Source organism: Enterobacter sp. PI-10 (assembly GCF_027947695.1).
In the GTDB taxonomy this organism is placed as follows: Bacteria; Pseudomonadota; Gammaproteobacteria; order Enterobacterales; family Enterobacteriaceae; genus Enterobacter; species Enterobacter vonholyi.
In genome coordinates this window covers 1-12,531 of the sequence record NZ_JAJNOG010000014.1, presented here as the reverse complement: position 1 = coordinate 12,531, position 12,531 = coordinate 1, and the positions used below count along the sequence as shown (strand labels likewise).

12 protein-coding genes, 1 pseudogene and 1 other annotated feature (1 of these 14 only partly in view) are annotated in these 12,531 nt (G+C 54.5%); of the genes and pseudogenes, 9 read left to right on the top strand and 4 right to left on the bottom strand.

The window, feature by feature from the left end; genetic code table 11:
* Window positions 1–20, top strand: a sequence feature (His leader region); it begins 104 nt to the left of the window's first position.
* A gap of 46 nt (window positions 21–66) precedes the next feature.
* Genes hisG through hisIE form a run of 8 tightly spaced genes read left to right on the top strand, consistent with a single transcriptional unit; the run spans window position 67 to window position 7,088 of the window.
* Window positions 67–966 (top strand): ATP phosphoribosyltransferase, encoded by a 900-nt coding sequence (hisG, locus tag LRM19_RS20465; RefSeq protein ID WP_000886595.1) that lies wholly within the window; start codon window positions 67–69, stop codon window positions 964–966.
* Window positions 967–971: 5 nt separating this feature from the next.
* The gene (gene hisD / locus LRM19_RS20460) at window positions 972–2,276 is read left to right on the top strand and encodes a histidinol dehydrogenase (RefSeq protein WP_115876080.1); all 1,305 of its coding nucleotides are present in this window, start codon (window positions 972–974) and stop codon (window positions 2,274–2,276) included.
* Window positions 2,273–3,334 carry a histidinol-phosphate transaminase gene (gene hisC, locus LRM19_RS20455; RefSeq protein WP_115875773.1) on the top strand — a complete coding sequence of 354 codons (1,062 nt, stop codon included), beginning with the start codon at window positions 2,273–2,275 and terminating at the stop codon, window positions 3,332–3,334. The genes hisD and hisC overlap by 4 nt, the downstream gene beginning before the upstream one ends.
* On the top strand, window positions 3,331–4,398 hold the full coding sequence (hisB, locus tag LRM19_RS20450) for a bifunctional histidinol-phosphatase/imidazoleglycerol-phosphate dehydratase HisB (RefSeq protein ID WP_271369709.1): 1,068 nt from the start codon (window positions 3,331–3,333) through the stop codon (window positions 4,396–4,398). Before hisC ends, hisB begins: the two co-directional genes overlap by 4 nt.
* Entirely contained in the window at window positions 4,398–4,988 is a 591-nt protein-coding gene (gene hisH / locus LRM19_RS20445) for an imidazole glycerol phosphate synthase subunit HisH (RefSeq protein WP_115875775.1), read from the top strand. Before hisB ends, hisH begins: the two co-directional genes overlap by 1 nt.
* A complete protein-coding gene (gene hisA, locus LRM19_RS20440; RefSeq protein ID WP_271369708.1) occupies window positions 4,988–5,725 on the top strand; it encodes a 1-(5-phosphoribosyl)-5-[(5-phosphoribosylamino)methylideneamino]imidazole-4-carboxamide isomerase in 738 nt (245 codons plus the stop codon). The genes hisH and hisA overlap by 1 nt, the downstream gene beginning before the upstream one ends.
* Entirely contained in the window at window positions 5,707–6,483 is a 777-nt protein-coding gene (gene hisF, locus LRM19_RS20435) for an imidazole glycerol phosphate synthase subunit HisF (protein ID WP_111966136.1), read from the top strand. Before hisA ends, hisF begins: the two co-directional genes overlap by 19 nt.
* Complete coding sequence (hisIE, locus tag LRM19_RS20430; protein ID WP_271369707.1) at window positions 6,477–7,088, top strand: bifunctional phosphoribosyl-AMP cyclohydrolase/phosphoribosyl-ATP diphosphatase HisIE; 612 nt, start codon at window positions 6,477–6,479, stop codon at window positions 7,086–7,088. Before hisF ends, hisIE begins: the two co-directional genes overlap by 7 nt.
* Before the next feature lie 40 nt (window positions 7,089–7,128).
* Here the strand turns inward: hisIE and wzzB are convergent, their stop codons facing one another.
* On the bottom strand, window positions 7,129–8,109 hold the full coding sequence (gene wzzB / locus LRM19_RS20425; RefSeq protein ID WP_271369706.1) for an LPS O-antigen chain length determinant protein WzzB: 981 nt from the start codon (window positions 8,107–8,109) through the stop codon (window positions 7,129–7,131).
* Between the two features lie 192 nt (window positions 8,110–8,301).
* Here wzzB and LRM19_RS20420 point away from each other — a divergent pair, with 192 nt between their 5' ends.
* Window positions 8,302–9,306, top strand: a complete 1,005-nt coding sequence (locus tag LRM19_RS20420; protein ID WP_271369705.1) for an NAD-dependent epimerase — start codon at window positions 8,302–8,304, stop codon at window positions 9,304–9,306.
* Between the two features lie 48 nt (window positions 9,307–9,354).
* Here the strand turns inward: LRM19_RS20420 and ugd are convergent, their stop codons facing one another.
* The 3 genes and pseudogenes from ugd to LRM19_RS20405 form a co-directional block, all read right to left on the bottom strand.
* Window positions 9,355–10,521 (bottom strand): UDP-glucose 6-dehydrogenase, encoded by a 1,167-nt coding sequence (gene ugd, locus LRM19_RS20415; RefSeq protein WP_133294762.1) that lies wholly within the window; start codon window positions 10,519–10,521, stop codon window positions 9,355–9,357.
* A gap of 226 nt (window positions 10,522–10,747) precedes the next feature.
* Entirely contained in the window at window positions 10,748–12,154 is a 1,407-nt protein-coding gene (gene gndA, locus LRM19_RS20410) for an NADP-dependent phosphogluconate dehydrogenase (protein WP_028013772.1), read from the bottom strand.
* A 167-nt stretch (window positions 12,155–12,321) separates the two neighbouring features.
* A pseudogene (locus LRM19_RS20405) lies at window positions 12,322–12,531 on the bottom strand (phosphomannomutase CpsG); the annotation flags it as partial.

Genomic DNA, 12,531 nt, shown 5'->3' with positions numbered 1-12,531 from the left:
TCTTCCGGGGGCTTTTTTTTTGGACCAAATTCAGACAGGTTAAAACAGGTTAACGAGGAATAAAGAATGTTAGATAACTCACGTTTACGCATAGCTATTCAAAAATCAGGCCGTTTGAGTGACGATTCACGCGAACTGCTGGCCCGCTGCGGGATTAAAATTAACCTGCACACCCAGCGCCTGATTGCTCTGGCTGAAAACATGCCCATCGACATTCTGCGCGTGCGTGATGACGATATTCCCGGCCTGGTCATGGATGGCGTCGTTGACCTCGGCATCATCGGGGAAAACGTGCTGGAAGAAGAGCTGCTGACCCGCCGCGCGCAGGGCGAAGATCCGCGTTACTTCACCCTGCGTCGTCTGGACTTCGGCGGCTGCCGCCTGTCGCTGGCAACGCCGGTTGATGAAGCCTGGGACGGTCCGGCCGCGCTGAACGGCAAACGTATTGCCACCTCCTACCCTCACCTGTTAAAGCGTTATCTGGATCAGAAAGGCGTGCAGTTTAAATCCTGCCTGCTGAACGGCTCCGTTGAAGTGGCGCCGCGTGCGGGTCTGGCGGACGCCATCTGTGACCTGGTCTCTACCGGCGCGACGCTTGAAGCGAACGGCCTGCGCGAAGTGGAAGTGATCTACCGCTCCAAAGCGTGCCTGATTCAGCGCGACGGGGAGATGGCGGATGCCAAGCAGCAGCTGATTGACAAGCTGCTGACCCGCATTCAGGGCGTCATTCAGGCGCGTGAATCCAAATACATCATGATGCACGCCCCAACCGAGCGCCTGGATGAAGTGATTGCCCTGCTGCCGGGCGCCGAGCGCCCAACCATCCTGCCGCTGGCGGGCGATCAGCAGCGCGTGGCGATGCACATGGTGAGCAGCGAAACCCTGTTCTGGGAAACCATGGAAAAACTGAAGGCGCTGGGTGCAAGCTCCATCCTGGTGCTGCCGATTGAGAAGATGATGGAGTAATGGCCATGAGCTTTAACACAATCATCGACTGGAATACCTGTAGCGACGCACGGCAGCGCGAGCTCCTGATGCGCCCGGCGATTTCCGCCTCTGAAAGCATCTCGCTCACAGTGGCAGAAATCCTGGATAACGTCAAAGCCCGTGGCGATGACGCGCTGCGTGAATACAGTGCGAAGTTTGATAAGACGGAAGTCGGCGCATTACAGGTTACCGAGCAGGAAATCATTGATGCCAGCAATCGTCTGGGTGACGACATCAAGCAGGCAATGGCTGTTGCGGTGAAAAACATTGATACATTCCACACCGCGCAGAAGCTGCAGACCGTAGATGTCGAAACCCTGCCCGGCGTGCGTTGCCAGCAGGTAACCCGCCCGGTTGCCTCCGTCGGCCTCTATATTCCCGGCGGCTCTGCGCCGCTTTTCTCCACCGTACTGATGCTGGCAACTCCCGCGCGGATTGCCGGGTGTCAGAAAGTGGTGCTGTGCTCGCCGCCACCGATTGCCGACGAGATCCTCTACGCGGCGAAGCTGTGCGGCGTGCAGGCGGTCTATAAAGTGGGTGGCGCGCAGGCGATTTCTGCCCTGGCGTTCGGCACGGAATCCATTCCGCAGGTCGACAAAATCTTTGGTCCGGGCAATGCGTATGTGACCGAAGCCAAGCGCCAGGTCAGCCAGCGTCTGGACGGCGCGGCCATCGATATGCCTGCCGGCCCGTCTGAGGTGCTGGTGATTGCCGACAGCGGCGCAACGCCGGATTTCGTGGCATCCGACCTGCTTTCACAGGCGGAACACGGCCCGGACTCGCAGGTCATCCTGCTGACGCCGGACGCCAATATGGCAAAACGCGTGGGCGAAGCCGTTGAGCGTCAGCTTGCCGACCTGCCTCGCGCCGAAACGGCACGCCAGGCGTTAGCGGCCAGCCGCCTGATTGTGGCGCGCGATCTGGAGCAGTGTATTGCCATCTCCAACCAGTACGGTCCGGAGCACCTGATCATTCAGACCCGCAACGCGCGCGATCTGGTCGACAGCATTACCAGCGCGGGCTCGGTGTTCCTCGGCGACTGGTCACCGGAGTCAGCGGGCGATTACGCCTCCGGCACCAACCACGTGCTGCCCACGTACGGCTACACCTCAACCTGTTCCAGCCTCGGCCTGGCGGATTTCCAGAAGCGCATGACCGTGCAGGAACTCTCCCGCGAAGGGTTTGCCTCACTGGCCTCGACCATTGAAACCCTGGCTGCCGCCGAGCGCCTGACCGCCCACAAAAATGCCGTTACGCTGCGCGTTGCAGCCCTGAAGGAGCAAGCATGAACATTGAAGAATTAGCCCGCGAAAATGTCCGTCGCCTGACGCCTTACCAGTCTGCGCGTCGTCTGGGCGGCAAAGGGGATGTCTGGCTGAATGCTAACGAATTCCCGACTGCGGTGCAGTTTGAGCTGTCGCAGCAAACGCTGAACCGTTATCCGGAGTGTCAGCCGAAGGCGGTAATCGAAAACTACGCGCAGTATGCTGGCGTGAAGCCAGATCAGGTGCTGGTCAGCCGCGGCGCGGATGAGGGTATTGAGCTGCTGATCCGCGCGTTCTGCGAGCCGGGCAAAGACGCCGTCATGTACTGCCAGCCGACCTACGGCATGTACAGCGTCAGCGCGGAAACCTTCGGCGTGGCGTGCCGCAACGTGCTCTCACTGGAGAACTGGCAGCTGGATCTGCAGGGCATTGCCGACAATCTTGAGGGCGTTAAAGTCGTCTTTGTCTGCAGTCCAAACAACCCGACCGGGCAGATTATTAACCCGCAGGATATCCGCACCCTGCTGGAGATGACGCGCGGTAAAGCGCTGGTGGTGGCCGACGAAGCCTATATCGAGTTCTGCCCGCAGGCGACGCTGGCTGGCTGGCTGGAAGAGTATCCGCACCTGGTGGTGCTGCGTACGCTGTCGAAGGCTTTCGCCCTTGCGGGCCTGCGCTGCGGCTTTACGCTGGCGAATAAAGAGGTCATCGACCTGCTGCTGAAGGTGATCGCTCCGTACCCCCTCTCGACGCCGGTAGCCGATATTGCGGCACAGGCGCTGACGCCTCAGGGGATCAACGCGATGCGCGAGCGCGTGGCGCAAATCCTGGAGGAACGTCAGTATCTGGTGACTGCCCTGAAGGATATCCCGTGCGTGGAGCAGGTGTTCGACTCGGAAACCAACTACATCCTGGTACGCTTCACCGCATCGAGTGCCGTATTTAAATCTTTATGGGATCAGGGCATTATCTTACGAGACCAGAATAAACAACCTTCTCTGAGCGGGTGCCTGCGCATTACCGTCGGCACCCGCGCAGAGAGCCAGCGCGTAATTGACGCCCTGAAAGCGGAGAAAGTATGACCCAGAAGATCCTTTTTATCGATCGTGACGGCACCCTTATTTCGGAGCCACCAGCCGATTTTCAGGTCGATCGATTCGACAAGCTGGCCTTTGAACCGGACGTGATCCCGGTGCTGCTCAAGCTGCAAAAAGCCGGATACAGGCTGGTGATGATCACCAATCAGGACGGTCTGGGTACCGACAGCTTCCCGCAGGCAGACTTTGACGGCCCGCATAATTTAATGATGCAGGTGCTGACCTCTCAGGGCGTGGTATTTGATGAGGTGCTGATTTGCCCGCACATGCCGGCCGACGAGTGCGACTGCCGTAAGCCAAAGGTGAAGCTGGTTGAGCGCTACCTGGCTGAAGATGCGCTGGATAAAACCAACAGCTATGTTATCGGCGATCGCATCACCGATATTACGCTGGCGGAAAACATGGGCATCGCGGGACTGCGATACGACCGCAACAACCTGAACTGGACGATGATTGGCGAGCAGCTGACAAAACGCGACCGCTACTCGCACGTTGAACGTAACACTAAAGAGACGCAGATTGATGTGAAGATCTGGCTGGACCGCGAAGGCGGCAGCAAGATCCACACTGGAGTAGGTTTCTTCGACCACATGCTCGACCAGATTGCCACCCACGGCGGTTTCCGCATGGAAATTACGGTAAAAGGCGATCTCTACATTGACGATCACCACACCGTGGAAGATACCGGCCTGGCGCTGGGTGAAGCACTGAAGCTTGCGCTCGGTGATAAACGCGGCATCAACCGTTTTGGCTTTGTCCTGCCGATGGACGAGTGTCTGGCGCGCTGCGCCATGGACATCTCCGGTCGCCCGCACCTGGAATATAAAGCAGACTTCAATTACCAGCGCGTGGGCGATCTGAGCACTGAAATGGTGGAGCACTTCTTCCGTTCATTGTCTTATACCATGGGCCTGACGCTGCACCTGAAGACCAAAGGTAAGAACGACCACCACCGCGTTGAGAGTCTCTTCAAAGCCTTTGGTCGTACCCTGCGCCAGGCAATTCGCGTGGAAGGTGACGCCCTGCCCTCATCAAAAGGAGTGCTGTAATGAATGTGGTGATTCTGGATACCGGATGCGCCAACCTTAACTCCGTGAAATCGGCCATTGCGCGCCACGGCTACGAGCCGGCGGTGAGCCGTGACCCGGACGTGGTGCTGCGAGCCGACAAACTCTTTTTACCGGGCGTAGGTACCGCGCAGGCTGCAATGGATCAGATTCGCGAACGCGATCTGATCGATCTGATCAAGGCCTGTACCCAGCCGGTGCTGGGCATATGCCTGGGCATGCAGATCCTGGGCCGCCGCAGCGAAGAGAATAACGGCGTTGACCTGCTGGGCATTATTGACGAAGACGTGCCGAAAATGACTGATCACGGTCTGCCTCTGCCGCATATGGGCTGGAACCGCGTGTACGCCAAAGCGGGCGACAGGCTGTTTCGCGGCATCGAAGACGGCGCGTATTTTTACTTCGTGCACAGCTACGCCATGCCGGTGAACGTGAATACGATCGCCCAGTGCACTTACGGCGAGGCGTTTACGGCAGCCGTACAGAAAGATAATTTCTTCGGCGTGCAGTTTCACCCGGAGCGCTCTGGCGCCGCGGGCGCGCAGCTGCTGAAAAACTTCCTGGAGATGTGATGATTATTCCCGCGTTAGATTTAATTGACGGTACGGTTGTCCGTCTGCATCAGGGTGATTACGGGCAGCAGCGAGACTACGGAAACGATCCGCTGCCGCGTCTGCAGGATTATGCCGCCCAGGGTGCGCAGGTACTGCATCTTGTGGATTTGACTGGCGCGAAAGACCCGGCGAAACGCCAGATCCCGCTGCTTAAACAACTTATTGCGGGTGTTGATGTGCCGGTACAGGTTGGCGGCGGCGTGCGTACGGAAGACGACGTCGCGGCGCTGCTGGACGCTGGCGTGGCCCGCGTGGTGGTAGGTTCAACCGCCGTGAAAGATCCTGAGACGGTGAAGGGCTGGTTCCGCCGCTTTGGCGCCGACGCCCTTGTACTGGCGCTGGACGTGCGTATTGACGAACAGGACAACAAGCAGGTGGCCGTCAGCGGCTGGCAGGAAAACTCCGGCGTGACGCTGGAAGAGCTGGTTGATATCTATCTGCCCGTTGGCCTGAAGCACGTGTTATGCACTGACATCTCCCGCGACGGCACGCTGGCTGGCTCCAACGTCTCGCTTTATGAAGAGGTTTGTGCGCGTTATCCGCAGATAGCGTTCCAGTCTTCCGGCGGTATCGGTGACATAGGCGACGTAGCCGCGCTGCGCGGTACCGGTGTGCAGGGTGTGATTGTGGGCCGGGCTCTGCTGGAAGGTAAATTTACTGTGACGGAGGCTATTCAATGCTGGCAAAACGGATAATCCCTTGCCTGGACGTACGTGACGGCCAGGTCGTGAAAGGCGTGCAGTTCCGCAACCACGAGATCATTGGCGACATCGTTCCGCTGGCAAAACGCTATGCTGATGAAGGCGCAGACGAGCTGGTGTTCTACGATATTACCGCGTCCAGCGATGGCCGCGTGGTCGACAAAAGCTGGGTGGAACGCGTGGCGGAAGTGATCGACATTCCGTTCTGCGTGGCGGGCGGAATTAAGTCCGCTGACGACGCCGCCAAAATTCTCTCGTTTGGCGCCGACAAGATTTCCATCAACTCCCCTGCCCTGGCCGACCCGGAGCTCATTACCCGCCTCGCCGATCGTTTTGGCGTGCAGTGTATTGTGGTCGGGATCGACACCTGGTATGACGCCGCAACGGGCAAGTATCACGTCAACCAGTACACGGGGGATGAAAGCCGCACGCGCGTGACGCAGTGGGAAACGCTCGACTGGGTGCAGGAAGTGCAAAAGCGTGGCGCTGGCGAGATTGTCCTCAACATGATGAATCAGGATGGCGTGCGTAACGGGTATGACCTCGAACAGCTGAAAAAAGTTCGTGAGGTCTGCCACGTTCCGCTGATTGCCTCCGGCGGCGCGGGCACCATGGAACATTTCCTGGAAGCCTTCCGCGATGCGAACGTGGACGGCGCGCTGGCCGCTTCCGTGTTCCACAAGCAGATTATTAATATTGGTGAGTTAAAAACGTACCTGGCCGACCAGGGCGTGGAGATCAGGGTATGTTAACAGAGCAACAACAGGCGCAGCTGGACTGGGAAAAAACGGACGGATTACTGCCGGTGGTTGTCCAGCATGCCGTCTCAGGCGAAGTGCTGATGCTGGGGTATATGAACCAGGACGCGCTGGCGAAAACGCTCGGCAGCGGCAAAGTGACCTTCTACTCCCGCACGAAACAGCGCCTGTGGACCAAAGGCGAGACCTCGGGTCATTTCCTGAATGCAGTGAGCATTACGCCAGACTGCGATAACGACACCCTGCTGGTGCTGGCAAACCCAATCGGCCCAACCTGCCATAAGGGCACAAGCAGCTGCTTCGGCGAGGCGAGCCACCAGTGGTTGTTCCTGTATCAACTGGAACAGCTGCTGGCAGAGCGTAAAACGGCTGACCCTGAAAGTTCGTATACCGCGAAGCTGTACGCCAGCGGAACCAAGCGTATTGCGCAGAAGGTGGGTGAAGAAGGCGTGGAAACCGCGCTGGCCGCGACGGTGCATGACCGCGAGGAGCTGACGAATGAGGCATCGGACCTGATGTATCACCTGCTGGTGCTGCTGCAGGATCAGGAGCTGGATTTGACGGCGGTGATTGAAAATCTTCGCAAACGGCACAAATAAAAAAAACCGGGGAATATCCCCGGTTTTTTTTATCTGCAAATCAGGCTTTTGGTTTGTAGTTGCGCAATGCGTTGCGGCCAAGCACCACTCCAGAACCAATTATTCCACCCAGCAGCACGGCCAGAATTAGAACTATCGCATTTTTCGGGCTGTCACGACGTACAGGGAGTTCCGGCTTCATAACATAACGGTAAACGTGGATCGTTTCCGGGTTTACGTTCATATTCTGGATGTCCAGTAGATTTCGCCTGGTCTGATAATAGGCTCTTGGGAAGACCAACGGGAGAGAAGCTTCGTTGTCAATCATTGATTTCAGCCCCTCACTTCCCAGCAGGAACATCGTTTCCTGAGTCACTTCCTGGGTTTGCTGAAGCTGCGGCGAGGTAATTTTTGCCGCTTCTGCGTTCTTCAACGCCTCAGCAATCTGTTTTATACGCAGATCTTTTTGCTCCTGAGCTACCCTCTCCTGGTTTTTCAGAGAATCCTTCAGGGTCTTGATCTGCTCCTTAATATTGTCATTAAGGTCAGCGGCGAGCTCTTTAGCTGTTTGCTCATCAACCTGCTGAATGAACTGCGCCAGCTGCTTTTGCGCAGCGTCTGCAGAAGTACTGGTATAAGAGACACTTAACGGGAGCGGCTGCCCTTTAACCGTTGACTCAATGATAAGTTTTTCAGGCACAGCCTGATTTTCGAGCGCCTGTGACAATGCCGAGAATGAGGCGTTAAAACGGCCAATTGCGCGCGTTTGGTTGTCAACCATTGTAGGTGCTGCGGTACCATACAGGATATTTAACGCATTAGAATAGCTGGCAATCTGAGCCGCATCTGGTTGCGTAATAATCGCACTTGAGGTCCATTTTTCCTTTGCGACAGAGATATATCCAATTGCCAGGGCGATACAAACAACAACAAAGGCTGCTATCACCCACTTCCCACGCCACAGCTGGAACACTAAATCAAGTAAATCAATTTGCTCAGGATCATTGCTTCGGATGACCTGGCTATTATTGTTTTGCGTCATACAATCCCTAACTGATAAAAAAAGGGCAAACATAATTAAGTTTGTATAGTTTAACGATTACTGGCGATTTTTCTATAAGAATCCGATGAGTAATATCGGAAAGATGGGTTATGTAAACAACCCCCTTCGCGCTATCATAGATGCCATGTGATGCGTTACGGCATCTAAAGAATAGGGTTTATGAGGGAAGCTATGAAATTTTTGGTCACGGGTGCCGCAGGTTTTATCGGTGCGAATGTCAGTAAACGCCTCCTTGAGGCTGGTCATCAGGTTGTCGGTATCGATAACCTCAATGAATACTACGATGTCAACCTGAAGCTGGCACGCCTGGAACTGTTAAAATCTGAGCGTTTCACCTTTCACAAGCTGGAATTAGCCGACCGGGAAGGTATGGCCACGCTTTTCGCGTCTGAGAAGTTTGACCGTGTGATTCATCTTGCCGCGCAGGCGGGTGTGCGCTACTCCCTGGAAAACCCGCACGCGTATGCTGATGCCAACCTTATTGGGCATCTCAACGTGCTGGAAGGCTGTCGCCATAACAATGTTCAGCATCTTCTGTATGCCTCGTCGAGCTCCGTATACGGTCTCAACCGCAAGATGCCTTTCTCCACTGACGACTCCGTGGATCATCCGGTCTCGCTCTATGCCGCGACTAAAAAAGCCAACGAGTTGATGTCGCACACCTATTCGCATCTTTACAACTTGCCGACCACCGGGCTGCGCTTCTTTACCGTGTATGGTCCATGGGGCCGTCCGGATATGGCACTGTTTAAATTCACCAAAGCGATGATTGAAGGCAAAAGCATCGACGTTTACAACTACGGCAAAATGAAGCGCGACTTCACATACATCGACGACATCGCCGAAGCCATTATTCGTCTGCAGGATGTCATTCCTCAGGCTAATGCAGACTGGACCGTTGAGACCGGTTCCCCGGCGACCAGCTCCGCGCCGTATCGCGTTTACAACATTGGTAACAGCTCGCCGGTCGAACTTATGGACTACATTACCGCGTTGGAAGAAGCACTGGGTACAAAAGCAGAGAAAAACATGCTGCCTCTCCAGCCAGGGGATGTTCTGGAGACCAGTGCCGATACCCAGGCTCTTTATGAGGTGATCGGATTTAAACCGCAAACCTCGGTTAAGGATGGAGTGAAAAACTTCGTTAACTGGTACCGCGAGTTTTACAAAGTCTGAAAATAAAAAACCCGGCTTATCCGCCGGGTTTTTTATGGAGCAAGAGAATTAGTCGCTACCGAAGAGATCTCGGGTATAGACTTTGTCCGCTACGTCAGCCAGTTCTTCAGCCATGCGGTTTGAAATGATGACATCGGCTTCTTTCTTGAATGCATCCAGGTCGCGGATCACACGAGAATTGAAGAACTGATCGTCCGGCATGGCAGGCTCATAGATGATAACCTCAACCCCTTTGGCTTTAATGCGCTTCATGATCCCCTGAATAGAAGAGGCGCGGAAATTATCGGAACCGCTCTTCATGATCAGACGATATACGCCCACCACTTTGGGTTGACGCGCGAGGATGGAGTCAGAGATGAAATCTTTACGGGTACGGTTCGCATCAACAATCGCCGAAATGAGATTATTCGGCACCGCCTGATAGTTTGCCAGCAGTTGCTTAGTGTCTTTTGGCAGGCAATAGCCACCGTAGCCAAATGACGGGTTGTTATAGTGGTTGCCAATGCGTGGGTCGAGACATACCCCTTCAATAATCTGACGGGTATTCAGTCCGAGGCTCTCTGCGTAGCTGTCCAGTTCATTGAAATAAGCCACTCGCATTGCCAGATAGGTATTCGCGAAGAGCTTGATCGCCTCAGCTTCAGTGGAGTCGGTAAACAGCACCTGAATATCTTTCTTCAGCGCCCCTTCCTGTAGCAACGCAGCAAAACGTTCAGCGCGCTCAGAACGTTCGCCAATAACGATACGCGAAGGATGCAGGTTATCGTAAAGCGCTCTCCCCTCACGCAGGAATTCCGGCGAGAAGAAGATATTATCAATACCGAATTTTTCTTTAATGGATTTGGTAAAACCGACAGGGATGGTCGATTTAATCACCATCACCGCATCAGGGTTGATCGCGATAACGTCTTTGATTACCGCTTCTACCGTTGAGGTGTTGAAATAGTTGGTTTTAGGATCGTAGTCAGTAGGCGTCGCAATGATGACGTAATCCGCATCGCGGTATGCATCTTCTTTATCTGTCGTGGCGCGGAAATTCAGCGATTTATTGCTGAGATAGTCCTGGATTTCTTTATCCACAATCGGCGATTTTTTCTGATTGAGCATATCCACTTTGGCCTGCACGATATCCAGCGCAACCACTTCATGATTCTGGGCAATCAGAATGCCGTTAGAAAGACCGACATACCCTGTTCCGGAGATTGTTATTTTCATTCGCTAATGACTTCTGTGAGTTAACTGTACTGATGGCCACCAGACCATCGCGATAAACATAACTGTTGGGCTTTGTACCTCCTGGCAAACTGAACTGTCAAGGCAAACCAGGAGTAATCACTACGAGCGGGGCGAGATTCAGACTACTTCGAATAACAGGCGACATTTTTTGCATAAAAAAACCCGGAGACAGGCTCCGGGTTTTGATGACAGCGAGTAAGTTAACTTATTCCATCCATTCGGTATGGAACACGCCTTCTTTATCGGTACGTTTGTAAGTATGCGCACCGAAGTAGTCACGCTGTGCCTGAATCAGGTTAGCTGGCAGAACAGCCGCACGGTAGCTGTCGTAGTAGGCTACTGCAGCAGAGAAGGTCGGAACCGGGATACCGTTCTGGACAGCGTAGGCAACCACATCACGCAGCGCCTGCTGATATTCGTCAGCAATTTTCTTGAAGTACGGTGCCAGCAGCAGGTTGGCGATACCGGCGTTTTCAGCATAGGCATCGGTGATTTTCTGCAGGAACTGCGCACGAATGATGCAGCCCGCGCGGAAGATCTTCGCGATCTCACCGTAATTCAGATCCCAGTTGTTCTCGTCTGATGCCGCACGCAGCTGAGAGAAGCCCTGCGCGTAAGAGACGATTTTACCCAGGTACAGTGCACGACGCACTTTTTCAACGAATTCGGCTTTATCACCCGCTGGTTTAGCCTGAGGGCCAGACAGCACTTTAGATGCCGCAACGCGCTGCTCTTTCAGGGAAGAGATGTAACGCGCGAAGACGGATTCGGTGATCAGTGACAGCGGTTCGCCCAGATCCAGAGAGCTCTGGCTGGTCCATTTACCGGTGCCTTTGTTCGCTGCTTCGTCCAGAATCACATCAACCAGGTATTTACCTTCTTCATCTTTTTTAGTGAAGATATCTTTGGTGATGTCGATCAGGTAGCTGTTCAGTTCGCCTTTGTTCCACTCGGTAAAGGTTTCAGCCAGCTCTTCGTTAGAAAGGTTAAGACCGCCTTTCAGCAGGGAATAAGCTTCAGCAATCAGCTGCATGTCGCCGTATTCGATGCCGTTATGCACCATTTTCACATAGTGACCGGCACCGTCAGGACCAATATAAGTCACACACGGCTCGCCATCTTCTGCAACAGCAGCGATTTTAGTCAGAATAGGCGCAACCAGTTCGTATGCTTCTTTCTGGCCGCCAGGCATGATGGATGGGCCTTTCAGAGCGCCCTCTTCACCACCGGAAACACCGGTACCAATGAAGTTAAAGCCTTCAGCAGAAAGTTCACGATTACGACGAATGGTGTCCTGGAAGAAGGTATTACCACCATCAATGATGATGTCACCTTTTTCGAGGTAAGGCTTCAGGGAGTCGATAGCTGCATCGGTACCTGCGCCCGCTTTCACCATTAACAGGATACGACGAGGCGTCTCCAGAGACTCAACGAACTCTTTCACCGTATAGAAAGGAACCAGTTTCTTGCCTGGGTTCTCGGCAATGACTTCTTCGGTCTTATCACGGGAGCGGTTGAAAACGGAGACGGTATAACCACGGCTTTCGATGTTGAGCGCCAGGTTGCGCCCCATCACTGCCATACCGACAACGCCGATCTGTTGCTTGGACATTACATACTCCTGTCAGGTGTGGTCACCACGGCTTATGCGCGGCTTGAAATGTGGTTGAGATGTTAACTCAGTATTAGGTGACATGAATAGCTTTTGCTGATCTATGTCACACTGATTGCACAATCCAGGTACAGTCAAGCCGCCAGATATACGCTGGCGGCAGACCCTCACTTCCGGAGCAAAGCCAGAATTTCTTGCGTCTTCTCTTCCATCAGCGCCGTGTCAGCGCGTGACTCCACGTTTAGGCGCACCACCGGCTCGGTATTGGACGAGCGCAGGTTAAAGCGCCACTGCGGGAACGCCATGCTGATGCCGTCGGTACGGTCAATTTCCAGCGCGTGAATCGCAAAGTGCTGCTCCACGCGCGCAATCGCCCT